The organism is Flavobacterium aquidurense (assembly GCF_031458035.1).
GTDB classification, from domain to species: Bacteria; Bacteroidota; Bacteroidia; order Flavobacteriales; family Flavobacteriaceae; genus Flavobacterium; species Flavobacterium aquidurense_C.
Genome location: NZ_JAVDXR010000002.1, coordinates 96740 through 120695, shown reverse-complemented (window position 1 = coordinate 120695; position 23956 = coordinate 96740). Strand labels below are relative to the sequence as shown.

Annotated in this window: 23 protein-coding genes and 1 pseudogene; 7 read left to right on the top strand and 17 right to left on the bottom strand. The window is 33.7% G+C overall.

Translation table 11 applies throughout. The features are described 5' to 3' along the window. Window positions 1-256 precede the first annotated feature (256 nt). From J2X17_RS03815 to J2X17_RS03800, 4 genes and pseudogenes are all read right to left on the bottom strand, one after another. On the bottom strand, window positions 257-1015 hold the full coding sequence (locus J2X17_RS03815; RefSeq protein WP_310294849.1) for a sulfite exporter TauE/SafE family protein: 759 nt from the start codon (window positions 1013-1015) through the stop codon (window positions 257-259). Beyond that, window positions 1016-1909: an alpha/beta fold hydrolase gene (locus J2X17_RS03810; RefSeq protein ID WP_310294848.1), complete on the bottom strand. Its 894-nt coding sequence runs from the start codon at window positions 1907-1909 to the stop codon at window positions 1016-1018. It abuts the gene before it with no gap. A gap of 52 nt (window positions 1910-1961) precedes the next feature. Further along, on the bottom strand, window positions 1962-2828 hold the full coding sequence (locus J2X17_RS03805) for an alpha/beta fold hydrolase (protein WP_310294847.1): 867 nt from the start codon (window positions 2826-2828) through the stop codon (window positions 1962-1964). Window positions 2829-2882: 54 nt separating this feature from the next. Further along, window positions 2883-3059 (bottom strand): annotated as a pseudogene (locus J2X17_RS03800) (DUF1348 family protein); the annotation flags it as partial. Between the two features lie 752 nt (window positions 3060-3811). On the opposite strand from J2X17_RS03800, the gene J2X17_RS03795 reads away from it, so the two are divergent. The 7 genes from J2X17_RS03795 (at window position 3812) to J2X17_RS03765 (ending at window position 10197) form a co-directional block, all read left to right on the top strand. Further along, on the top strand, window positions 3812-4732 hold the full coding sequence (locus J2X17_RS03795) for an AraC family transcriptional regulator (protein ID WP_310294846.1): 921 nt from the start codon (window positions 3812-3814) through the stop codon (window positions 4730-4732). Between the two features lie 127 nt (window positions 4733-4859). Continuing rightward, window positions 4860-5792: a helix-turn-helix domain-containing protein gene (locus J2X17_RS03790; RefSeq protein WP_310294845.1), complete on the top strand. Its 933-nt coding sequence runs from the start codon at window positions 4860-4862 to the stop codon at window positions 5790-5792. A gap of 165 nt (window positions 5793-5957) precedes the next feature. Then, window positions 5958-6896, top strand: a complete 939-nt coding sequence (locus J2X17_RS03785; protein ID WP_310294844.1) for a helix-turn-helix domain-containing protein — start codon at window positions 5958-5960, stop codon at window positions 6894-6896. Window positions 6897-7440: 544 nt separating this feature from the next. After that, window positions 7441-8046, top strand: coding sequence for a Crp/Fnr family transcriptional regulator (locus J2X17_RS03780; RefSeq protein ID WP_310294843.1), 606 nt, complete (start codon window positions 7441-7443; stop codon window positions 8044-8046). Window positions 8047-8377: 331 nt separating this feature from the next. Continuing rightward, window positions 8378-8737: a VOC family protein gene (locus J2X17_RS03775; protein ID WP_310294842.1), complete on the top strand. Its 360-nt coding sequence runs from the start codon at window positions 8378-8380 to the stop codon at window positions 8735-8737. 102 nt (window positions 8738-8839) lie between these two features. Then, window positions 8840-9058 (top strand): hypothetical protein, encoded by a 219-nt coding sequence (locus tag J2X17_RS03770; RefSeq protein ID WP_310294841.1) that lies wholly within the window; start codon window positions 8840-8842, stop codon window positions 9056-9058. A gap of 167 nt (window positions 9059-9225) precedes the next feature. Then, entirely contained in the window at window positions 9226-10197 is a 972-nt protein-coding gene (locus J2X17_RS03765; RefSeq protein ID WP_310294840.1) for a TlpA disulfide reductase family protein, read from the top strand. 124 nt (window positions 10198-10321) lie between these two features. Here the strand turns inward: J2X17_RS03765 and J2X17_RS03760 are convergent, their stop codons facing one another. From J2X17_RS03760 to J2X17_RS03700, 13 genes are all read right to left on the bottom strand, one after another. Further along, window positions 10322-11188 carry an alpha/beta fold hydrolase gene (locus J2X17_RS03760; RefSeq protein WP_310294839.1) on the bottom strand — a complete coding sequence of 289 codons (867 nt, stop codon included), beginning with the start codon at window positions 11186-11188 and terminating at the stop codon, window positions 10322-10324. A 55-nt stretch (window positions 11189-11243) separates the two neighbouring features. After that, complete coding sequence (locus J2X17_RS03755; protein ID WP_310294838.1) at window positions 11244-11657, bottom strand: nuclear transport factor 2 family protein; 414 nt, start codon at window positions 11655-11657, stop codon at window positions 11244-11246. Between the two features lie 306 nt (window positions 11658-11963). After that, window positions 11964-12440, bottom strand: a complete 477-nt coding sequence (locus J2X17_RS03750) for a peroxiredoxin (RefSeq protein WP_310294837.1) — start codon at window positions 12438-12440, stop codon at window positions 11964-11966. Between the two features lie 277 nt (window positions 12441-12717). Next, window positions 12718-14352 carry an NADP-dependent glyceraldehyde-3-phosphate dehydrogenase gene (locus tag J2X17_RS03745; RefSeq protein WP_310294836.1) on the bottom strand — a complete coding sequence of 545 codons (1635 nt, stop codon included), beginning with the start codon at window positions 14350-14352 and terminating at the stop codon, window positions 12718-12720. Window positions 14353-14448: 96 nt separating this feature from the next. Then, window positions 14449-15069, bottom strand: coding sequence for a pyridoxamine 5'-phosphate oxidase family protein (locus J2X17_RS03740; RefSeq protein WP_310294835.1), 621 nt, complete (start codon window positions 15067-15069; stop codon window positions 14449-14451). 172 nt (window positions 15070-15241) lie between these two features. Continuing rightward, a complete protein-coding gene (locus J2X17_RS03735) occupies window positions 15242-16180 on the bottom strand; it encodes a ring-cleaving dioxygenase (protein ID WP_310294834.1) in 939 nt (312 codons plus the stop codon). A gap of 123 nt (window positions 16181-16303) precedes the next feature. Further along, window positions 16304-16732 carry a DoxX family protein gene (locus J2X17_RS03730; RefSeq protein ID WP_310294833.1) on the bottom strand — a complete coding sequence of 143 codons (429 nt, stop codon included), beginning with the start codon at window positions 16730-16732 and terminating at the stop codon, window positions 16304-16306. 18 nt (window positions 16733-16750) lie between these two features. Then, window positions 16751-17440 (bottom strand): isochorismatase family protein, encoded by a 690-nt coding sequence (locus J2X17_RS03725; protein ID WP_310294832.1) that lies wholly within the window; start codon window positions 17438-17440, stop codon window positions 16751-16753. Between the two features lie 62 nt (window positions 17441-17502). Further along, complete coding sequence (locus J2X17_RS03720) at window positions 17503-18474, bottom strand: alpha/beta fold hydrolase (protein ID WP_310294831.1); 972 nt, start codon at window positions 18472-18474, stop codon at window positions 17503-17505. 92 nt (window positions 18475-18566) lie between these two features. Next, on the bottom strand, window positions 18567-20369 hold the full coding sequence (locus J2X17_RS03715; RefSeq protein WP_310294830.1) for an amidohydrolase: 1803 nt from the start codon (window positions 20367-20369) through the stop codon (window positions 18567-18569). 146 nt (window positions 20370-20515) lie between these two features. Continuing rightward, entirely contained in the window at window positions 20516-21202 is a 687-nt protein-coding gene (locus J2X17_RS03710; RefSeq protein ID WP_310294829.1) for an alpha/beta hydrolase, read from the bottom strand. A 423-nt stretch (window positions 21203-21625) separates the two neighbouring features. Continuing rightward, on the bottom strand, window positions 21626-22420 hold the full coding sequence (locus J2X17_RS03705; RefSeq protein ID WP_310294828.1) for an alpha/beta fold hydrolase: 795 nt from the start codon (window positions 22418-22420) through the stop codon (window positions 21626-21628). A 184-nt stretch (window positions 22421-22604) separates the two neighbouring features. Then, window positions 22605-23954 carry an alginate export family protein gene (locus J2X17_RS03700; protein ID WP_310294826.1) on the bottom strand — a complete coding sequence of 450 codons (1350 nt, stop codon included), beginning with the start codon at window positions 23952-23954 and terminating at the stop codon, window positions 22605-22607. Window positions 23955-23956 lie beyond the last annotated feature (2 nt).

Genomic DNA, 23956 nt, shown 5'->3' with positions numbered 1-23956 from the left:
TCTTTTTCTTTTTTGTCTTAATGATCTGTTATACAAGAGTCAAAACTGGAAACAATTAAAAACAGCAAACAAGTAGCATACCGCTTATTTAAAATATTAAAAATCAATAGATTATAAAAAACATTGCATTTAATTTTAGCTTTATTTCGTTAATTTTCAAATACAAAGTATTGATATTTAAAAATTGGAATGTAGCGTCTCTTTTTAATACAACTACAAAAAAGAATAATTAAGAATAAAGCATATCGGCAAATTATTACATCATAAAGAAATAAATTGCCATAACTCCTCCTACCAGTATAATCCCTTTTCTAGCCACCTCCTGATTTATATTTCTGGAAAATAGTGCCCCGTAGTACCCCCCTGCCAAAGCCCCGACAATTAAAACAAGCGTTATATCCCAGTCTACAAGCCCTGAAAATATAAAACAAACTGCAGCTATTCCATTGTTTACCGAAACCATTACAACCTTTAACCCATTCATTTCATTTAGATTTTTCATTCCATATAAGGTAAAAAAAGACAGGATGATAATACCAATGCCCGCATTGAAATAGCCCCCATATAAATTGATCAGGAAAATTGGCAATATTTTACTGTGTGTATAAACAAAATGCTGATTCTCTTTAGCTCCTTTTTGGAAATATTTCAAAATAGATTTGCTAAAAGCAAAAGTGCCCCATGAAACCAAATGAAAATAGGGCACCAATGCCTTGAAAACTTCCGGATTTGTAAAAATCATCAAAATTGCTCCACACAAACCACCCAAACCACTTATCATAAGAAGATACTTCAGGTCAGTTGCACTTATCCTTATATCTTTCTGGAAAGCCTTTGCGCTTACTATATTCCCAAGCCAAAGCGAAACGCAGGTCATTGAATTTGCCCGTATGGAAGAAATTCCGTTTAAAACTAAACTGGGAAAAACTATGAATCCTCCTCCGCCGGCAAAGGCATTTAAAGCACCTCCTGCAATAGCAGACAGGAATAATAAAATATACTTATACGTTTCCATTTATTTTGATAAAATTGATTGATGGTATTCTAAAATCTCCTGTGTTATTTCTGCCCCAAACTCTTCAAGGGCAAAATGTCCTGTGGGGTAAAAAACTAACTTCGACTCTTTCATTTCATTATGTATTGCTAAAGCTCCCTCTTTAGTAAAAACCTGATCATTCTCGCCCCAGACAATTAATGTTGGGGGCTGTAATTTAAACAGTGTTTCCTGCCATGTTTTATATAACGGAAGATTGTTTTTATAGTCCTCCTTTATAGCCAGATGTATTTTCTTTAAACCTTTCCTTTCCATCAGCATCTGGTCTAAACTATAGGTATCAGAGGTTATTTTTGTAGGATCCTGTACGCCAGTGGTATATTCCCATTGTATGTATTCCGGCCCAACCAATTTTGCCAGTTTTTCAAGATTTTCCTCATTTTTATTTTTAAATAGTTCCATCGTATTTTTCAAACCATTCCCTAAACCTTCCATATGAATAGTTCCGTTCTGGAAAATTAGCATTTCAGCACAGGAAGGGTTGTTGACTATCAGACGCATGATAATAGGCGCGCCATAATCGAAAAGATAAAAACTGGTTTTTGTAATTCCCAATGCCGCAAGAAAGCAGGTCATTATGTTGGAAAAATTTTCAAAGGTATACTCAAAATTGTCTCTTGCAGGAGCTTCACTGAATCCAAAAGCAGGCAAATCCGGAGCAACAATATGAAAGTGCTCTGATAACTTCGGGATGATATTCCTAAACATATGAGACGATGACGGATATCCATGCAGCAGTAATAAATTTGGCTTTGAGCCGTCACCGGCTTCCCTGTAAAAAATTTCGGTGCCACATATTGCAATACTTTTGTAATTTATTACATCAGAAGGCCAGGTTTGGTTCTTAGTGTCCATTGATTCTTGTTTAACGGCTATCATATTAAAATGATAACCGTAAATTGCTTAATTATTTCCCCGTTTTTCTCAAAAGAAAATCTTTGATAAGTGCTCCCATTTCAGCACCAAAACTTTCAAGAGCAAAGTGCCCTGTGCTAAATAAATGGAACTCTAAATTTTTCAGGTCTTTTTTGAAAGCTTCTCCTCCTACACCTGGAAAAATATAATCGTCTTTTCCATAAACAACAATGGTTTCAGGTTGGTATTTTCTAAAATATTCCTGCCATTCAGGATACAATACTACATTAGTCTGGTAATCATAAAACATCGCCAATTGGATAGCGCCATTTTCTGGACGCTCCAAATGTCTTAAATCAATTTCCCAATTATCTGGTGAAATCAAGGAAGTATCTGGTACGCCGTGAGTGTACTGCCATTTTAATCCATCGGGAGAGTGGAAACCGCGTAATGTATTTTCCGCTTCTTTGTTATTTATATCACCCCAATATACTTTGATTGGATCCCAGAAAGTTTCAAGACCTTCTTCATAAGCACATCCGTTCTGAATGATTAATGTATCTATCTGATCCGGATTTCTGCTGGCAATTCTAAAGCCGATTGGTGCTCCATAATCCATCAGATAAAGACTGAATTTCCCGATACCCAATTCGTCTAATAAAGTTTTGACAATATTTGACATATTTTCGAAAGTATAATCAAATTCTCCAATTGGAGGCTGCTCACTTCTTCCATAACCCGGATAATCCGGCGCTATTAAATGAAAATCATCAGACAGATCATGGATTAAATTTCGAAACATATGTGAGGATGTTGGATATCCGTGAAGCAAAACTACTGTTGGCTTGTTTTTATCTCCCGCTTCTCTGTAAAAAATCTCCACTCCATTGATTTTTCTTGTATGGTAACTTGTTTTCATAATACTGTTTTTTAAATTAAATTTTTACTTTTTTTAAACTCTATTTTTAATTGATTAAATTAATTTTCGGTCACTTTCTTTAATGGGCAGGTCATTAATACAAGCAAACCTTCTCCGCATTAATCCATCTTCGTTAAATTCCCAATTTTCATTTCCGTAGGCTCTATACCACTCTCCTTCTTCATTATGATATTCATATTCAAAACGGACGGTTATCCGGTTAATCATGTGCCTGTGTAAATTGTGGAATTGGGTATCTCTTTACTATGATTCATAAGTTTAAGTATTTCGATACCACAAACTTAGGAATTGAATACAGTTGTATTTCTGTTAAATGCTTACCAAAAATTATAAAAAATAAAGATATTGGTGAACCCTACTTTTTCGGGAAATCAAAAACAACTATAGCAGGATACAACATCAGTCTGGGAATTATAATGGTTCTTTATAATGAAAAATGACCACCGCTCATAACTTCCGTTGTATTAAGCATCTTTGTTTCCTTACAATTAAGTTTCCCGTCTCTTGGGAGAATGATAAATCAAAGACAAGTTTAATTCATGATTTATTTTCGCAGAAAAACTTATTCCTAATTTTAATATCAGGTCGTTTAAAAATTTAAAATCATTTCTTATAAAGCAGAAGAATAGAATTCCAACAGAAGATTAAAACTATTTTTTTACTTTCTGAAGCAAAATTATGCCGAGTGAAAACTTCATTCTCTGTGAATAATCTGCTAATGATTATAAAAACCTAAGATTTGATTTTTTTTTCCCTTTCAGATTAGCAAACCTTATTTTTCTTTAGTAAATATGCACTGTATAAGAAACTGAAACGGAGTATTTTATAATAAAAACAAATAACAATTAACCAGTTACGATGAATATATCATGACTAAAAAATTAAAAAAAAAATCAACTTTTTAAAATAGAGATCGTATTATTTTTTATCTGTTTTAAGTAGTATAATATTTAAAAAACTCAATGGAAAAGCAAATACCCATATTTAATACCCTGAAAGAGATTTGTGATTGGTTCGGACTGCCTTCAACTGAATTAATAAGCGAAGATTTTATGCTTCAGGAAATTGACCAATGGAATAAAAATAAATATCTTAATGCCCCTGATTTTTACAAAGCCAATTTCTTTACTATTTTTATAATTAATGAAGGCAGTGCAACACATCTTTTTAATGATGAAGTAATTAAATTAGAATCATCAGGTATATTTATAACTTGTCCGGGGCATCATCGTAATTATAAATTCGATCATTTGACTGAAGCCTGTTTTATCTGTTTTACGGAAAAATTTCTTGCCGACCATTGCTTTTCTGACGTATACAAAGAATTTCCGTTTCTACTTTCTGAATCGTTTATTTATACAAAAGCAGACCCTGAAAACTACCAGATAATAAAGAATAACACCCACCAGATTAAAAAGGAAATTCAACGTAGCCCCGATCAAAAATTGATGCTAATTGGCAACATGGTAGAATTTTTGCTAATTAAGATTAAAGAACTTTTTCAAAATCAGTTCCACCCTGTTAATGATAATAATAATTCGATAATTACTACCTTTTATACAGATTTAGAAAACTATTTTAATGAAATAATAGAAGGGAAAAAGCCAAAACAATTAAATGCAAAAGATTTTGCTGATTTACAATTTTTAAATGAGGATTACTTTTCAGGAGTAATTAAAACTAAAACAGGAAGAACCCCAACTGCCTGGATTAATAGCAGACTACTGAGCGAAGTTAAAATTTTACTAACAGAAACAACTATGCCCATAGCCGAAATTGCAGACCTATTTCAATTTACCAACAGTCGTTATTTTAACTCCTATTTTAAAAACCAGACTACACTCACTCCCGCGTATTACAGGAAAAGTTTACATAAAAGTTAAAATCTTTAAATTTTATAAGTAAATGCCAATAATAGAGTATTACTGAAATTTTCATATCATATATCTTTGAAAAATAAAAGTTCCCAATTCATCATTTAGAGATTGTCTAACTTTATTTTACAAAATCATGATACCACAACTCACCACAATTAGCAGATATAAAGACCAGATTGATTTTTTAAATCTAACTTTTCATGATTACATAGATAACGACGAGTTTTCAATAGTAAAAGTTCATGAATGGGATCTGAAATTTCCTTTTCACTCTCCAACTTTCAGATCTGATTATTACAGTTTCACCATTGTTGTCAAAGCAAATGGCAGTTTTACTGTGGGAGATAATAAATTTGAGTTACGTCCTAATCATGTCGTAGTAGCGTGTCCTGATTCCTTTTTTAAAATTGACTGGACAGATATGGAAAAGGTTTACAATATAACATTCCAAAAATCTTTCATTTTAACGTACTTTCCTGGCGGCATTAATAATATTTTAGACTTTGATGTTAAGAACGGCTACTGCTGTTGCCTTGAGGAGGAAACCATGAATTATTTTGAACAAACCTGTCTTGAAATATATGCCGTAGCAATTTCAGGTGCTTGTTATAAAGAAGAGATTATGGCAAACATGGCTCTTAACCTTTTATTCCTGGTACAATTACAACAGCAAAATGAAATAAGTGCTAAAAAAGTGACCGAAAAAAACAATAAAATTATAATCGATTTTCGCCAAAATATGGAAAATAATTTTAATGAACTTATTAACGGTAATTGTTCCGTACTGATGCGCATTAAAGAACATGCACAAATGCAAAATATAGATGAAAATTATCTGTGTAAGATAATAACCAGCGGTACCCAAAAAACTGTAAATGAATGGATAAATGAAAAGCTAATAGATGAAATTAAGTATCTTCTAAAATATTCCGAAAAATCAATGAAAGACATCGCTTTCCTTTTTTGCTTTAATGATCTGAATTATTTCTATAGCTTTTTTAAAACTCAGACACACAGTGCTCCGGGAGTTTACAGAAAGCAATATCAGACCTCACTTCCTGATTAATGTTTTACCTCTAAACAAAAGTTACGACATTAACATAACACTGAATATTTAAAGATGATTGATTAGCCTCTGAAAAGGATTATATATTAAGTCAATTTCAAACTATAAAATTGACCCCTAACTTTATCAAATAGTACATATCTAGTATAACTATTTATTTTTAAAATGAGTAAAATAGAAAAAAAAGAAATCCCCGATTTTTACGATACAGAAAAAGTCATGGGCAGCAATTTCTCTGAGGGACACGTGGGTGACGAAGATTTCTCATTAATAATTTCAAAAATATTACATCCAAAAGAACGGCTTCCTTGGACTTATACATTACACCGTTCTACCTTTTTTGTAATTGGAATTGTTATTGATTCTTACGGGTCGATGAGATACGAAGATCTAACGGTCGACATCAAACCCAATATGCTGTTTATGAATAAACCTGGAGATTTGCAGGAATTAAGATGGGACGAAGTTACCGAAACCTATGGCTTATTATTTTCTGAAGATTTTATTATAAAATATGCCGGAATTTCTATTTATAAAACGTTCCCCTTTTTGTTATTTGAAAGACATTTGCCACTACACACCTCTGCAGAGTTTCAACAGGAGCTAAAAGCAATTATTTTAATAATTCACCAGGAACTAAAAAAAGATTCACCCCTTAAAAAGAAATTATGTGCAAATCTGCTTACCAGAATTTTACTTAAAATAAAACAGGAATTCTGGGCAGGATATAGTGTACATAATGTAGAATCCCGAAATCCGGATATTTTGAACGACTTTATACAAAATCTTGAATATCATTATGATCAGCTGCTTAAAGGTAAAGTGAAGCAAATACTGCACATAAAGGATTATGCCGAGATGCAGCAACTTCATGAAAACTACCTGTCAACAATCATAAAAGAAAAGACTGGAAAAACGGCAGGTCAGTTAATTTCTGAAAAAACGCTTTGTGTAGCAAAAGTTTTAATTCAGGATTCTCAATACACGATGAAAGAAATTGCATATATGCTGGGATTCAGCTATACCTCCTATTTTAGTATTTTCTTTAAAAAACATACAGGACTTACTCCTTTAGATTACCGTAAAAAAAGTTTACAGGACTAACAGTCAAATTGCTAAAAGAGTGTTGCTTAGTAAAGATAATGCAATATTATACGCGTCAATACGTCTTTATCTGTTGAGGCTATATGAAAAGAAACAATTAAAGAATCCTTGCAAAATGGACTAAGACATTATTACATAATTTCGTTTTCACCAACGATTATTAATTTCAAATTAGTGTATGATTCGCAAAATAGTTTTTACATGAAAATATCCCGGCTATAGTTCAAAAGCAATTATTATTAAGCTATTATCAATTTATATGGTCAGAAGAATAAGTTTTAAGAATCTACTGGAAAGAATCATACGACATTATAACCGCTGAAATAAAAATAAACCCGAAGTTCAGGCATTGTGGATACTATGCAAATAATGAGACTAAATTTGTATGTTGATAGTAGCAGACCGTGAGGTATTTAGCTTTAACTAAAGGATTGCAGAAGAAAATTGCAAATTTTTTATTTTCCCGTATTGAACAGAAAATTCTCATAACGCTAACTTAATACGCACATTAAAAAAATCTTAAAAAAACTTTAATTTAATTTTGATGAAAAAGAAATCAAGTGAGATAATGTTTGCACAAATAAATACAGCCATTTCAAGATATGTGAACTTCAATCAGGAGGAGCTTGATATATTTAATTCGCTGTTGTATTTCAAACAACTCAAGAAGAAAACTATTATGCTTCAAAAAGGTGAACGATGTAATTTTGATGCATTTGTAGTTAGCGGTTGTATCCGGAAATATTATATCGATGAAAATGGTTTCGAAGTAGTCCTGCAATTTGCAGTTGAAAATTCATGGGTCAGTGATATATCATTCAGCATTTACGAAACCGAACCCAGCCATATTTTTATAGAAACTCTGGAAAACTGTGAACTGCTGATCTTTAACCCTGAAACCAAAGAGCAGCTTTTTGAACGAGCCCCGCGGTTTGAGAGAGCTTTCCGTATTTTAATGCAGCGCCATCTGGCAGTAACTCAAAACCGTTTACTTCATAACATTACCTGCACCGCGGAGCAAAAGTATGATGAATTTCTACAGACATACCCCAATATTCCGTCGCGGGTACCACAACATTACATTGCTTCTTATTTGGGAATTTCTCCGGAATTTCTATCTAAAATCCGATCCAGGAAACTAAAATCCTGATATTTTGCTTAAAATCTTGTCCTGGTTCAATGCGAAGCTCTCATTTATAACAGAAATTTGCTGCAAACCCAGAAACTCAAAAAATATGGACAGAAAAGATTTTATTAAAAAAGAGTGATATTCAGGTCATGAGCTCAGGAACCGGAATCTAACAAAACAGGAATAAACCGGTTAAGTGTATTCAATTATGGCTTTATCCAAATAGAAAAAGTGTTATACCAAGATACGACCACATTACGGGATCTGGCTTCTATTTAAATAATTTCTAAGTCGGACGCTTCTGAAATATTTCTAATGGAACTACCAATGACTATGTAAAAAAATCTTTATCATGCACATCCGTTTATTAGTTTTACGAACAGGAAATCCCGAAAGGCTGGCGGATTTCTATGGTTTATTTGGATTAACATTCGAATACCATAAACATGGAAATTCACCTATGCATTATAATGCTGCAATGGGACAAACAATTCTGGAGATTTATCCGCTGGCACAGGAGCAAGCGTACCCAGATGTAAATTTACGTTTGGGTTTTGAATTGACCAGCTTTAAAGAAACTGTGCAGAAATTAAAGGATAATAATGTACACTTTTTTTCTGAACCCGCTATCACCGATTTTGGATTTATGACAATTATCGCTGATCCCGACGGCAGAAAAATTGAGCTTTATGATCAACAAACTGCATTTTGAAGTCCTTTTCAATCTTAATTTTAGAGCCAAGCCTGAAAATAAATACTTATTTAGTACAATAGCAACGGTATTTACCTGATCATTTTCCAAAAAGACCATACAATGAAGAAGTTTGAAATAAAAAATACAAATAATGGGAAATGGCTTGTTTCACACCATGAGTTCCCAAAATTCACATGCATTTTTGAGGATAAGAAATTTAATTACAGTCTGAAAATCATGGGGCTTTCTGACCCTGGAGGTAATCCTGAAGAAGTTAAGTTATTACAAAAAATGGAAAAATGGTTAACTCAGTACCATAAAGAAAAGATAAATGGATAAAACGCAGCTAAAATATATTCAATCAATTTAATACTTAATTCATCGTTTAATAAAAATTAAAAAAAATGATTAAAATCAAATTAACCAATTTAAAATGGGCATTATCTATTTTTATTTTAGGAACTGTAAGTCTGTACAGCCAAAATACATTAAAAAACAATTTAAGCATGTTTAAAATTCATGGCAGTATTGAAGGTGACATAACTGATAAATTTGCCTATTTATACTATAACAATGTAGAGGACAGTGTTAAGATTGTCGATAATAATTTTGAATTTAAAGGCGTAGTAAGCGATACTGTAACTGCACAGATTTACATAAAATCTGCCGAGAATGCTCCCCAGTTTTATTTGGAGAATAGTAACATAGAGCTTCAAATCAGCGTTAATAAGGCCCTTAAAGACGGAAAATCTGTTGAAACAATGCATATTGACCAGATTAAGGGATCCCTTTCTTCGCAGATACAAAAGGAATATTTAGATTTTTACCAATTGAATGCGGGAAAAAAAGACTTTAATACTTTGCTGTATTCGAAGCTGACAGTCTTTTTAAAAAAACACCGTGGTCATCCTCTTAGCGGGGCAATATTGGCCGAATTGGCTATGGTAAATCCAGTACTTAACAAAAAGGAATTAAATAACCTTTATTCTGTTCTAGATCTTACCAGGCAAAATGATCAGTACCTCAAGCTTTTTAAAAAAGGAATTGACAGGTTAGGCACCTATGGCGTAGGAAAGCCTTTCTTAGATTTTAAATTACCAGACCAAAATGGTTCTCTGGTTGACTTAAAGAAATTCAATAGAAAAATTGTGCTTATTGATTTTTGGGCGTCATGGTGTGCACCCTGCAGGAAAAAAAGCCCTGAGCTTATTGCATTGAAACAAAAATTTGCAGGAGCTAATTTTGAAATAATTGGAATTTCTATTGATAAGAATAAACAGCAATGGAATACTGCTATTGCAAAAGATAAGTTAGATTGGGTAAATCTATTGGATACGGATCAAAAAATAAAAGCCTCCTTCGGAATAGAAAACATTCCTTATAATTATCTTATTGATGATAAAGGAATTATTATTGGTATTAATCTTTCGGTTGCAGAGATAGATAAAATTTTATTAGCCAATACCAAAAAAACATAAAATTTCAACTAATTTGAAAAGAAATAGTTGGTAAGAAACATATAGTTACTTAGACTTTTTTGATCGTTTACTTATTTATAAAAAGATGGGGCAGTAAAAATACCCCATCTTTTTTAACACTTAATTATTTTCCCGTTTTTCTCAAAAGAAAATCTTTGATAAGTGCCCCCATTTCACTACCAAAACTTTCAAGTGCAAAGTGTCCTGTGCTGAACAAATGAAACTCTAAATTTTTCACGTCTTTTTTGAAAGCTTCAGCTCCCACACCTGGAAAAATATAATCATCTTTTCCGTATACAATCAACATTTCAGGGTTGTATTTTCTGAAATATTCCTGCCATTCCGGATACAAGGGCACATTAGTTCTGTAATCATAAAAAAGTGCCAATTGAATATCACCATTTTCTGGGCGTTCTAAGTGTCTTAAATCAATTTCCCAGTTGTCCGGCGAAATTACCGAAGTATCTGGAACATTGTGTGTATATTGCCATTTCAGTCCGTCAGGAGCATGAAAAGTACTTAATGTAGCTGCTGCTTCTTTGTCATTTCTATCTTTCCAAAGTGCTCTAAATGGATCCCAGAAAGTCTCAAGACCTTCTTCATAAGCACAACCATTTTGTACAATCAGCGTCTCTATGCTGTCAGGATTTCTACTGGCAATTCTAAAACCAACTGGTGCACCATAATCCATTAAATAAAGACTGAATTTTTTAATATCCAATTCATCCAATAATGTTTTTACAATATTGCTGAAATTTTCAAATGTATAAGCAAAATCCGCCAATGGTGGTTGCTCACTTCTGCCATAACCCGGATAATCAGGTGCTATTAAATGAAAATCATCAGACAGATCATGTATTAAATTTCGAAACATGTGTGACGATGTTGGATATCCATGAAGCAACACTAGTGTTGGCTTGTTTTTATCTCCGGCTTCTCTGTAAAAAATCTCTACTCCATTGATTTTTCTTGTATGGTAACTTGTTTTCATAATACTGTTTTTTTAAATTAAATTTTTACTTTTTTTAAACTCTATTTTTAATTGATTAAATTAATTTTCGGTCACTTTCTTTAATGGGCAGGTCATTAATACAAGCAAACCTTCTTTGCATTAATCCATCTTCGTTAAATTCCCAATTTTCATTTCCGTAGGCTCTGAACCACTCTCCTTCATCATTATGATATTCATATTCAAAGCGGACGGCTATCCGGTTATCTGTATGAGCCCAATATTCTTTTTTTAGCTTATAATCAAGCTCTTTTGACCATTTTCCCGTTAAGAATGCTACAATTTCTTCAGTGCCATTTATAAACAAGTGGCGGTTTCTCCATTCACTGTCAGCAGTATAAGCCTGTGCTACTCTATAGGGATCCCTGCTGTTCCAGGAATCTTCTGCCAGTTGAATTTTCTCAATTGCTGTCTGGAGTGTAAATGGCGGAAGTGGATATCTCTTTACCATGATTTATAAGTTTAAGTGTTTCTATACCACAAACTTAGGAATTGAATACAGTTGTATTTCTGTTAAATGCTTACCAAAAATTATAAAAAATAAAGATATTTTAGTACCCTTCTTTTTCAGGAAATAAAAAAGAGATTAAGTGTCGAATCCTGCAGGAAAAAATGATTTCGAAAAGAGAATTTGAATTACATGGAATCCTGTTAAATTTAATTTTATATTCGATTTTAAACCGTATTAAATTAATATGAAAAAAAAGCAGCATCCTACAAATAGAATGCTGCTATTATAAAAAAGAAAAATAAGCTGTTATGCTTTGATACCCAAAAATGCTAATGTTTTAGAAACATGGTCATCTCCTTTGAAGAAATTTCTGAATTTATACAACAATTTTCCTTCTCCGTCAAAGATGAATGTCTCACGTCCGGTCAGGAATAATGCATTTCTAACACCAAACTGCTTCAATACCTTATTATTTGTGTCGCTCAATAATGTAAAAGGCAAATTGTTTTTTTTAGCAAACTTCTTATGACTCTCGACATTCGCTGAATTGATACCAACCACCTGGATACCTGCATTAGTAAAAGCAGTAAAACTATCTCTGAAAGCACATGCCTCCTGAGTACAAATACCGCTTTCATCTTTCGGATAAAAATAGATAACACTAATATTTCCGGCCAGTTTGGTTTTACTATCCCACAACTCTCCCTCCTGATTCAGTAAACTAAAAGAAGGTAAACTGTCTCCAATTTCTAATGTATTGTCTTTTTTGTTTTTCGTTTCCATATCTATAAATTTTATGCAAATTTCCGAAGTAAAAATGCCAAAAACATTAACCTGGATTAATATCTGTAACCTTTTGATAGTGAATGATCCAAAATATAGGAGAGCAACGGGCAAAAAAGTAAAAAAATGAATAATTTTAAAGGAAGAATACAGTAAGTTGACCAACAAATATATAAATAGAAAAAAGGCTGAAATGATTTGCAGCCTTTGTCATTTGAATATTTTTAAAATTAGTAATGCCTGTTTTGTAAAGCAAAATCAAGTGTTAAGTTTTTAATTAGAATATATAATCTGTACTTAAAAAATTAGAGTCGTGATCTCTCACAATGGAATTAAGTAATTTTTTATTAGCATCTGTTGATTTAGTTGCTACCAATGAGCGTATAGAAAAAGAGCGCAAAGCGTCGGATACTGATAAAGTTCCCTCTGCACTGTCTTTTCTGCCGGTAAATGGAAAAACATCCGGACCGCGTTGTGAGAGACAGTTAATGTTGACACGGCTTACTAAATTGACAAACGGATCAATAAGACTTGCCACTTCTTTAGGGTCTTCACTAAAAATACTTACCTGCATACCATGCGATGCATTTATCTGATACGCTATTGGTTCGTCGATAGAATCAAAAGGAACTACTGGAATAATAGGGCCAAATTGTTCTTCATGATACAATTTCATACTGTCATTTACCGGATAAACTACTGCAGGAAAAAAGAATGAATTATTAGAATATCCCCCGTTTTCATTCATGACTTTAGCACCATGCTCTAATGCATCATCAATACAACTTTTTAGATAAGCTGGTTTGTCGAGTTCCGGCAGTGGTGTAATTTTTACATCTTTCTCCCAGGGAAGTCCCGGTTTAAGTGCCGCCACTGCATCGCTTAGTTTTTGAACAAATTCATCTGCCACTTCTTTCTGCACAAAAATTAATTTTAATGCTGTACATCGCTGTCCGTTAAAAGATAGTGACCCTAAAAGACACTCATTTACCGCAACATCTAAATCTGCATATTTGGTCACAATAGCAGCATTTTTGGCATCAAGACTTAAAATAGACCGAAGTCTGTTGGCTTTAGGATGCAATTTTTTCAAACCATTGGCTACTTTACTCGATCCTATAAAAGCTAAAACATTCACTTTTCCGCTTTCCATTAGTGGAGAAATAATTTCTGCCCCTCTTCCATAAAGTGTGTTTACAGTTCCCGGTGGAAATGCTTCCTTAAAAGCATTTAGTAAAGGATAATGTGCTAAAACTCCATGTTTAGGCAATTTAAATAAAATCGTATTTCCCATTATTAAAGCGGGAATGAGGGTTGTAAAAATTTCATTTAAAGGATAATTAAATGGCCCCATGCTGAGCACAACCCCTAATGAAGATCTTCTGATTTGTGCCAATACTCCTTCGGCTTCCTCAAATCTTGAAGATTGGCGGTCCAAATCTTTTAAGGCATCAATTGTTGCGTTGATATAATCTACTGTCCGGTCAAACTCCTTGGTCGAATCAGGAAGGCTTTTTCCAATCTCCCACATCAGCAATTTAATAACCAGCTCTCGCTGCTGAATCATCAGGTAAACAAATTTCTGCATGCACTTAATTCTGTTCTCCACACTCATAGTGGGCCACACGCCTTGTCCGTCATTGTAGGCCCCAACTGCAGCGTCCAGAGATTCTAATGCTTCTTTGGCCGAAGTATGAGGAATGGTTCCCACAAGTTTGCGCTTCAAACCATCAGTGCCTGGTATATAAACCGGAGAAAAAATTTCTGTTACTTCACCCTTCCATGGAACTAATTTACCGTCTAAAAGATATTCACGCTGGTGAATTTCAGAAATCTTGTAAGTTTCAGGTATTTTATTTTCTTCTATAAAAAGACTATCTATAGCTCTTATGGATTCTTTTAAATTTTCCATATTCAATTTTAGTTAATAGTTAAATTTAAATAAAACAAAAATGATTGTTGGTTCTACTGTTAGCAATTTCATTTTATCATATTAAGAACAAATTTTTTACTTCTCTTTTTCAGACAATTTTTGTTCTAATTCCTTTATTATATCTTCTAATTTAGTGATGTATTCTTTCTGCGGTTGAAAGGCCATTTCGATTTCTTCTCTGGTAAAACGTGGTGTTATATGCTGTGGACAATTCCAGTCATAAGCCTGTATTTCAAATATCATCATTCTTTCAGGCCTAAATTTATAATCAGAAGGTTTCAGCTGATTGTACAATTCATCATTATCTTGTAGATCAATAACCTTTGCACGGGCATAGAGTTTTAATCTGGCTTTTTGCGCATAGGACATCATGAATAGAGAAACTTTATCATTATTAGAAATATTCCCCACAGAAATATATTGCCTGTTGCCCGTAAAATCAACTATACCAATGGTTTTATCATCAATAACCTTAATAAAACCAACAGGCCCGCCGCGATGTTGAATGTACGGATATTCATTCTCTCCAAAACTGGCCATGTAAAAACTATCCCTATTTGAAATAAAATCAATCTCATTTTCTGTCAGCCCATCAACCATTGACATCTTTTCCATGTGTTCGTAAGCATTCCTGCTTCCACTTTTTTCCTGCAACTTTTTTATGGCATCCGTAAATGCTAGTTTTTGGTAATTCATAACTGATAATTTATATTATTGCAAAAATTATTCTGCATCGGTAAACTATGTCTTTACTAAAATACTAAAAAGGTTTAAACTATAACTATTAAGAAGCTCTTTTTACAAACTATTTTACTGTATTACAGCATTATACATAACTAATGTAAAAAAAAAGAACCAGATCTTCAAATTAGTTAATCTGAACAAGAGTTTCCTCAATCTCTTTTCTTTTAGATTCGTACTTCAAAGGCAATTTTAACTCTTTGCCTAAGTTTTCAAGAGTTTCATCTATCATAAAACCAGGATTATCCGTTGCTATTTCAAACAAAACTCCGCCAGGTTCTCTAAAATAGAGCGAATGAAAATATTGTCTGTCGATTTGAGGGGTAATTTCAAGTCCATACGCTTCTATCCTATTTCTAAAATAAATCAAACTTTCATCATTTTTAACCCTAAACGCAACATGATGCACAGTCCCACCGGCAACATGCCCTTTTTTCTCGTCAGCCAATTCAACGAGGTCTACAATTGCTGCTTCTTCGACCTCATCTGTACGATAACGGTATCGGTTTACATCCTGATCAGTCAGTTTATAACCAAATATTTCGGTTAAAATTTCGGCAGTTGCCTTTATATTTTTTAAAGTTAAAGTAATGTTATGGAAACCCATAGTTGCAACATTTGATTTTACCTCTTCAGTTTCCCATGGTTTTCTGTTGTCGTTGGTTTTAGACTCTATCAGTTCTAGTTTTAAACCATCAGGATCTAAGAATGTTAGGTATTTTTCTCCGAATTTTTCAGCCGGTTTATTGTAAATTACATTGTATTGCTCAAAACGATTCTGCCAGAAATCAAGACTGCCTTTTGGAACAGAATAACCAATTTCTGTTGCCATTCCGGATCCTTTTCGACCTTGCTGTATTTGTTCTCCCCAAGGGAAAAAAGTTAATATTGTTCCTGCACTACCTACTTCGTCACCAAAGTAAAAATGATACGTTTTCGGATCATCGAAATTTACCGTTTTTTTGATGAAGCGTAACCCTAATATCTTAGAGTAAAAGTCGAAGTTGCGTTTAGCATCACCTGCAATTGCGGTAATATGATGAATTCCTAATATTTTATTTTCCATGATTATTCTATGTTTAAATAATTGAAAATTATTTAAGTACCTTTTTTTTAGGAATTAAACTATAAGCCGATACATAAACTCAAAAGCAATTCTTTTTTAGCACCTAAAAACTTAAATTCTTGTTCATTTTTCTTTACTGATATAATAATCTATCGAATATCTGCCTGCACCGACAAAACATATTAGCAAAAAACAAAGGCTATAAATAAACGGAACATCTTTTACCAGTGCCGGATCGTTAAAATGCAATACAAAATAACCTGTCAGCGTAACCGCTACAATAGGTAAAGTGGCTATGCGTGTCATTAAACCCACTATAATAAAAATGGGCATCACAAGATTTGCAGTCGTTGCAAAAGCCTGATTTAATATCTCAGGAAGCCCTAAAGGATTAGGGACAACTTCTGCAAGTGCTGTCCCAATACCTATTTTCTTTAGCCCATGCGCATAAATAAGTTCACATGAAATTGCAATCCTAAAAAACAACAATGCAATGTTATTTAATTTGGTTCCCAAATTTGAACGTAAGAGAGAAAAAAATATATCTGTCATGATTTCTGTTTTGCTTTATTAGTGCTTAAGCATTGCTCGTCCATATTGAACACCAATTCCATATGATCCGCCATATTTCTGAACCAAATCTGTCACAGCTGTATAAGTCTCAGATCTTCCCCAGTCACGTTGTAACTCTAATAAATATTGCATAGAAGTAATAGGTCTTGCTCCGGCTTGTACCATACGCGTTACGGCCTGATTATGGGCTTCATCTGTAACATCTCCACTTGCATCTGTGATTACGTACACAGTATAACCATCATTTATGGCTGATAGTGCAGGTCCTACTATACAAACAGAAGTCCATAAACCGCCCATTACGATTGTTTTATTTCCCTTGCCTACTACCTCTTTATAAGCATTAGCATCTTCCCAGAAATTCATAGTGGTTCTGTCAAAATACTTAGTACTTGATTTAGGATAAAATTCCTGAACCTCAGGAAAAACCGGTCCGCTAAACGATCCTTCTGCCACAGTTGTAATAACAGTGGGTACTTTAAAAATCTTAGATGCTCCTGCAACTAAAGCAGTGTTCGTTCTAAGTTGATCTACCGGAATATTACCTACTGCAAATGCCATCTGACTTTCATGATCTACTAAAATCAAAGTGTGGTTTTTAGGGTTTAAAAGCTGTGGACTAGGCTTTTGTGCGAATGCATTTAGTGACGATAACGCAACTACTGCTGCTAAAATTAAATTTTTCATAATAATTCAGATTTAATGGTTAATTGATTTTTATATTTGATTTTTATATTACTAAGATGTCTTTATTTAACTTTTTTACTTAAAAAATTAATAATCAGTTTAGAGATTTCTAAATGATGTTCTTCCAAAGCAAAATGACCTCCGTTCAATAAATGGATTTCAGCATTGGGATTGTCTTTTTTATAGGCACCTGCTCCTGGAGCAGTAAAAAACTGATCGTTTTTACCCCAAATAATTAACATGGGCGGTTTGTATTTCGCAAAATACTGATGCCACTTTTCATACAAAGCTATATTAGAGCCATAGTCACGAAACAGGGCGAGTTGGATAACATCATTTCCCTGTCTGTCTAAATAATATTGATCAAGACTATAACTGTCTGGCGCTATTTTCTCAGGAGCTTCTGCACCGGTTAAATATTGCCATTTTGTAGCATCAATGCTCAGAAAAAAACGTGCTGCCTTTTCAGTGTTATCATTTGGATTTTCAATATATGCTATCAGCGGTTTTAAAATTTCGCCTAAACCTTCAACATAAGCATTTGCATTTTGAATTATAAGTGACTGAATCAGTTCAGGTCTTCTCGTTGCTATTCTCAAGCCAACCGGTCCCCCATAATCCTGAATGTAAAGACTGGTTTTTGTGATCCTTAATTTATCAATAAAGTGCTCTATCGTTATGGATAAGTTATCAAATGTGTATTGATACTGTTGTGGAGTTGGAGCACCGCTTTGACCAAATCCAGGATAATCAGGAGCAATAACATGATAATTATTAGCTAGTTCGTTTATCAGATTTCGGTACATATGCGACGATGACGGAAATCCATGCAATAATATAATGGTAGGTTTAGTTGTTTCCCCCGCTTCACGGTAAAAAATTTTTAAACTATCAACGAGTATTGTTTTGTATTCCACAGCTTTATAAATCGTATTCATTAAAACCTCATTTTTCTCTGCAGAAGGTTTTGCATACGATGTAAAGCCTGTTAAAAGCAAAATCGTTAAGACTGATATTATAATTTTTGTCTTCATTTTATTTGTTTTTTATTTTACTAATTAGCCTCCGGAATATTTCCATGGAGAAATTATATCAGATTGAATATTTTTTAAGATTCTCTTACAAATTATTTTTTTTGATACCCTCCATAAAAATTAACAGGTGACCAATCCGGAATTGCTTTATCTATTGCCGGATTTAGTGTTGCAAACTCTTTGTCACCAAAGACAACATTACCTCCTACCACTGTTAAAACAGCCGATAAATCTTTGATTTTACTTTCTGGTACGCTGAAATAATCATCCGATAAAAGTATAAAGTCGGCAAACATTCCTTTTTCCAGAGAACCTTTTACATTTTCTTCTTTTGATACCCATGCACTGCCTTTTGTATATAATAAAAGTGCTTCTTCACGAGTTAGTAAGTTATCAGGAGCACTTAACTGTAATCCTCCCACTGTTTTACCAGAAACCATCCAGTATAATGCTGGCCAGGGATTATAACTGGCAACTCGCGTTCCGTCAGTGCCTGCTCCTACAGGAATTCCCATTTTGATCATTAATTTTAAAGGTGGTGCATATTTTGCTTTAGCAGCTCCGTATCTTTCAACAAAATATTCTCCGGCATACGCCATTCGGGATTGAATGGCAATGCCTCCGTTTAGTGCTTTAACTCGTTTCAGCTGTTGTTCAGTAATGGTTTCTGCATGATCAAATAGCCATCTTTCTTTTGCTAATTTCCCATTTGTTTCTTTATTAACTTCTTCAAGCACGCCTAATATATTTTCAATAGTTTCTCCGTAAGTTGCATGAATTCTAAACGGCCAACGGCTATCAACATGTAAACGAATCACTTTTTTGATATCGGTTCGCCACGATGGTCTGTCTTCTAACATAGGCTGCGGTGCCAGAAAATTTTCAAAATCACCTGCACTCCATGTCAGAAATTCTCCTCCTCCTTCTAACTCATACCCATGATCTAAATGAATTTCTCCATTATTACCTACCTTATTCGTTGCAATCCAATTTTGAAATTCTGCAAACTCTTTTCCTTTATTTTGAGGAAATAAGTAGTAAGACAATCTTATCGGCATTTCTCCCTGATTGGCAAGTGATTTTGTCGCGCCATAGTCTTTAGGAAATGCATGCCCTCCACCTCCGGCGTCGATACCGCTTGTAATTCCATATCGATTCAATTCTCTATAAAACTGTCTGGTAGAATTCAGCATTTGCTCATCGGTCATAGGCGGCAATGCCCCTATTGCAGCATAAAGGATTGTTGGATTTGGCTCTGCTAATAGCACTCCTGTCAATTTACCGTCTGGACCTTTTTCATAAGAACTTCCTTCAGGCGGTTTTGTATTTTCATCAATTTTAAGCACTTTTAAACCACTTTTATTCATCCAGCCGCGACTATATAGAAATAATACGAATGCCGGAACGTCTCCTGTAGCTTCATTAATTTCCTCGGTTGTCGGAAATCTTTTTTCCTCGAACTGGAAGGGACTCCAGCCTCCTACTACCCTTACCCACTGTCCTTTTGGAGTTCTGGCGGCCTGTTCTTTTAACATTCTTAATGCTGTTTTCAAAGAAGTTACACCATCCCATCTTAATTCTGCATTATAAAAACGTCCCCCTCTGGTTAAATGTAAATGAGAATCGTTCAATCCTGGAATAATGGTACGTCCGTTAGCGTCAATAACTTTCGTTTGTTCCCCTTTTAGCTTTAGAATTTCTGATGAAGTTCCGTACGCCAGCACTTTCCCTTTTTTTATTGCTATTGCTTCACTAATTGTGTTATTTTTATCCATAATGGCAATTTTACCATTGGTAACAATTAAATCCGCTGTTTCAGCGCTAATTTGTTTTTTGTCTGTTTGACAGGAAATAAATAGTATTATGAGTAATACTAAGAAGCTAGATTTTTTCATTGTGACTGTTTTTTATATATTATTAATTGCGCATCGTACCTTAACCCTTTAATCTTTATTAGCAAATTTTTTACCCTAATAAAATTTTCAATTGAATTTAATTTTGATAAAAATGAAATGAATTTTTTTAGAACTTAATTTTTTAATCAATCTCTTTTGGATGCTGAAATAATGACATCTGCCACAGCTTCAGGCTGGGATATATAAACCGCATGGCTTGCTTTGACATAGGTCGAAATTGTTTTGGAACGCTTATACATTGCTTCCTGAATTTCTGGCGGAATGCTCTTGTCTTCGGTTGCAATTACGCCGTATGAAGGTTTTGATTTCCAGGCAGCACTTTTAATTGCCGTTACAAATCCTTTTGCATAAAATGCACCTTGCGAGGCATACATAAAATTGGCGTCTTCTTCATTTAAATCAGCGCAAATACCCATATGATATTTATTTTTTTCATAATAGATAATTCCATTTTCATCAGGAGGAAGCACTCCATTTTCCGGTGCCGGCGGAGCAGTTTGAATCCATTGTAAGGCCGTTTCTCCATCTCCCGGCTGAAATGCTGCTACATACACTAATGCCGCTACAAGATCATGATTGCCAGCTTCAGTAATTATTGCTCCGCCATATGAATGTCCCACAAGTACAGTACTGTCACCTAGTTTGTCTAAAGCTAAATTTATAGCCTGAACTCCGTCTTCTAATGATGTTAGTGGATTATGTATCACTGTTACATTATATCCTCTTTTAGCAAGTATGTCATATATGCCTCTCCATCCCGAGCCATCTGCAAAGGCGCCGTGCACGAGCACTATATTTTTAATTGTTTTCATCCTGATATTTTTTTTAGAAATTATAAAACCATTATTTGGTAACTTTTTTTAATGATAGAAATACAGGATATTTCTTTTTATTTTGTCACTTTCAAGCTTACGAACAAAATCTCCTTCCTTATGGAATTTTAATTTTGATAAAAAATTAAAAATGAATTGCCTTACTTGCTTAAACAAAATTACATCTAATGAAAGCGTGCTTTTCTGTGAATAAATCACTAAAAATTATAATAAACTAAGATTTAAAAAAATTCTGTCATTTTCCATTTCAAAACCTTCTTTTTCACCATAACAACCTATAAATCTGCACATTAAAACTATTTCATAAAAAAACTTCTAATAATCATACTTTCATATGACTAACAGAAGTTTTTTGCTGGTAATTGTTATTTCTTACTATTTCACTAATCCAATGACAGTACTTTATTTTGCTTCCTGATTTAAAATGGCTGCAACCACACCTGGCTGTGAGAAAAACGGTGTATGACTGCTAGGTAAAGTATACGTTTGTTTTATATTAGCTGTTTTTGCCATACTTCTTTGAAGGGTCAGCCCTATAGCATGATCATATTCAGTAAAAATATATACCTTATCTATTTTTCCAAAATTAGCTGCTGTAAGTTCAACAGGAGTTGCAAGAGGACCCATTGGTTCCGGCTTAAAATTAGCAACCAAAACATCAGCTGTTTTTTTAGGTGCATCTGCAGCGAAAAAATCTAAAATACCTTCTTTCGCAATTCCTACCACGCCTGATTTTTCATCTGGCTGTATGTATTGTCCAATATGAGTTTCCTTATCTGCTGCTGAAATTGAAAAAAGACTTTCTCCGTTAGCTGGCAAAAAAGCGCACAGGTATATCAGTTTTTTAATTTGTCCCGGAATTTGCTCAGCGGTCTGGCTGATGACCATTCCTCCAAAACTATGTCCTACAAGAGTAATATTTTTCCTTGTTCCAATTGCTTTTTTAACAACGTCCACATAGCCCTGCAAGGTCAATGATGCTACAGGTGTATTATCTTTTCCGTGACCAGGCAAATTTACTGTTATCACTTCATTACCGCTCTTTTTAAGTTCTGCTTCCACATACTTAAAATCCCCTGCCGAAGACCATGCTCCATGCACTATGACAATTGTGTTTGGGCTAACCGTTTTAGCCTGAACTGTTGCTCCAAAAGCGGTTACTAAAATTACCGCCGCTGTTGTAATTGATTTTCTCATCTTTAAAAATTTTATAGTTATATTAATTGTGTTACTTGTTTTTATTTTGAGTTCTGTGCGAACTGCGATCTTAAATTCTTTCTCAAACCGTCTCCTGGCAATTTTTCATTATATACTTAACTTGATGTTGGAATTAAATACTCCATTCTGTCATATTATATGTCCCGTATAAAATGAATTTATTTTATAAAATTAAAGTCAGGGTGCTTGCTGTAAACAATATGTCTTTACCATTACTAACATCTTTAATAAAAGGCCCACTGTTAAACCATGTGCCTTCGAGAGTAAAACTCAGGTATTTATTAAAAGTGTATTCAAATGAAGCTCCTAATTGATTTCCTATTTTTTTTGATGTCGAATTTGAGCTATTAAATAATACGGCACCATTTGGCTGATATATAGCATCGTTCTCTGAAGCCCTCCAAAAGATATCATAATCGACATAAAAGTTTAATTTTTGTGTTAACTGACATTCCAGAAAAGGATGAATATCAATCAGGTTTGAAGGTCCTATCAAAGCAGCTAAACCAAAGTATGCACCTCGCGGAAAAAGAGGATTAAATGTTTCTATAGTACCATCATTTTGGATCTTATCACCAGAAATATATTCCGTTTTAAAACCTATTTTCTGAATTCTTTTATTTACCACATAAGTAAAAGAATTATTAATTGAAAATGTCCAGGCGTGAATGCTTTTACTGTCAAACTTCCCAAACTGATATGCAGTTTCTATATCATAGTTCCAATTAGAACTTGCGCCCCAAATTCTTGAACCCACAGTATTTCTGTTTTCCTGTCCCGAAAAAGTATTAAACGTGCTTTCTGATTTTTGTAGGTTAAAAAAATAGGCTTCTATATTGTTGAAATGTTTAACTCCTTTCATGCTGGTATACAATCCAAAAAGTTTTGTATCCGGATCAATCTTATCATTAAAATTTCCAAACCTGTTTTTGACATAATAACTGTAAAAAGCATCTGCCGATAGTTTTTTACTTTGATACATGATTTTTACAGCGTCAAATGCCTGTCTGCTGTTTGGCCCTTCCCTAACTGAAATCAGCCTCTGTGATCCATAATATAATTCCTGTCTTCCCACTCTAAGTTTTAAGTTCCTTAAACTAATATCAAAAAACAATTGATGGAGATCTAAAGGATTTTCCTCTAATGGATTAGGATCTAATCTGCTAATCGAACAGCTGCTTTGTATTTGAGTGAATAAACGAAATGAAGTACCTATTTTTAAATCACCATAAAACAGTGCCCTGTTGAGTATAAAACCATTATCATCCCTATTGGCCTCGTCCCAATTTTCATTTTTAAAATATTGGTACTGAGCCCTGTTTTCCCCTCCGAAATAAAGAAAGGATTTATACTTTTCAGAGATCGCTATTTGCTTGATTTTATAATAAAAATTTTCATTTGTACTATCAATTGAAATAACATCATTATATCGTAAAAATGCAAATTCATTTATTTGTTGCGGATAAACAGCAGAACCAAATACAACTATAAAAATCAGGTAATATTTTTTCATCT

What these genes read in the sequence shown, in the direction of transcription:
- J2X17_RS03815 (WP_310294849.1), bottom strand. Translation starts at nt 1,015, where the DNA reads ATGGAAACGTATAAGTATATTTTATTATTCCTGTCTGCTATTGCAGGA.
- J2X17_RS03810 (WP_310294848.1), bottom strand. Translation starts at nt 1,909, where the DNA reads ATGGACACTAAGAACCAAACCTGGCCTTCTGATGTAATAAATTACAAA.
- J2X17_RS03805 (WP_310294847.1), bottom strand. Translation starts at nt 2,828, where the DNA reads ATGAAAACAAGTTACCATACAAGAAAAATCAATGGAGTGGAGATTTTT.
- J2X17_RS03795 (WP_310294846.1), top strand. Translation starts at nt 3,812, where the DNA reads ATGGAAAAGCAAATACCCATATTTAATACCCTGAAAGAGATTTGTGAT.
- J2X17_RS03790 (WP_310294845.1), top strand. Translation starts at nt 4,860, where the DNA reads ATGATACCACAACTCACCACAATTAGCAGATATAAAGACCAGATTGAT.
- J2X17_RS03785 (WP_310294844.1), top strand. Translation starts at nt 5,958, where the DNA reads ATGAGTAAAATAGAAAAAAAAGAAATCCCCGATTTTTACGATACAGAA.
- J2X17_RS03780 (WP_310294843.1), top strand. Translation starts at nt 7,441, where the DNA reads ATGAAAAAGAAATCAAGTGAGATAATGTTTGCACAAATAAATACAGCC.
- J2X17_RS03775 (WP_310294842.1), top strand. Translation starts at nt 8,378, where the DNA reads ATGCACATCCGTTTATTAGTTTTACGAACAGGAAATCCCGAAAGGCTG.
- J2X17_RS03770 (WP_310294841.1), top strand. Translation starts at nt 8,840, where the DNA reads ATGAAGAAGTTTGAAATAAAAAATACAAATAATGGGAAATGGCTTGTT.
- J2X17_RS03765 (WP_310294840.1), top strand. Translation starts at nt 9,226, where the DNA reads ATGTTTAAAATTCATGGCAGTATTGAAGGTGACATAACTGATAAATTT.
- J2X17_RS03760 (WP_310294839.1), bottom strand. Translation starts at nt 11,188, where the DNA reads ATGAAAACAAGTTACCATACAAGAAAAATCAATGGAGTAGAGATTTTT.
- J2X17_RS03755 (WP_310294838.1), bottom strand. Translation starts at nt 11,657, where the DNA reads ATGGTAAAGAGATATCCACTTCCGCCATTTACACTCCAGACAGCAATT.
- J2X17_RS03750 (WP_310294837.1), bottom strand. Translation starts at nt 12,440, where the DNA reads ATGGAAACGAAAAACAAAAAAGACAATACATTAGAAATTGGAGACAGT.
- J2X17_RS03745 (WP_310294836.1), bottom strand. Translation starts at nt 14,352, where the DNA reads ATGGAAAATTTAAAAGAATCCATAAGAGCTATAGATAGTCTTTTTATA.
- J2X17_RS03740 (WP_310294835.1), bottom strand. Translation starts at nt 15,069, where the DNA reads ATGAATTACCAAAAACTAGCATTTACGGATGCCATAAAAAAGTTGCAG.
- J2X17_RS03735 (WP_310294834.1), bottom strand. Translation starts at nt 16,180, where the DNA reads ATGGAAAATAAAATATTAGGAATTCATCATATTACCGCAATTGCAGGT.
- J2X17_RS03730 (WP_310294833.1), bottom strand. Translation starts at nt 16,732, where the DNA reads ATGACAGATATATTTTTTTCTCTCTTACGTTCAAATTTGGGAACCAAA.
- J2X17_RS03725 (WP_310294832.1), bottom strand. Translation starts at nt 17,440, where the DNA reads ATGAAAAATTTAATTTTAGCAGCAGTAGTTGCGTTATCGTCACTAAAT.
- J2X17_RS03720 (WP_310294831.1), bottom strand. Translation starts at nt 18,474, where the DNA reads ATGAAGACAAAAATTATAATATCAGTCTTAACGATTTTGCTTTTAACA.
- J2X17_RS03715 (WP_310294830.1), bottom strand. Translation starts at nt 20,369, where the DNA reads ATGAAAAAATCTAGCTTCTTAGTATTACTCATAATACTATTTATTTCC.
- J2X17_RS03710 (WP_310294829.1), bottom strand. Translation starts at nt 21,202, where the DNA reads ATGAAAACAATTAAAAATATAGTGCTCGTGCACGGCGCCTTTGCAGAT.
- J2X17_RS03705 (WP_310294828.1), bottom strand. Translation starts at nt 22,420, where the DNA reads ATGAGAAAATCAATTACAACAGCGGCGGTAATTTTAGTAACCGCTTTT.
- J2X17_RS03700 (WP_310294826.1), bottom strand. Translation starts at nt 23,954, where the DNA reads ATGAAAAAATATTACCTGATTTTTATAGTTGTATTTGGTTCTGCTGTT.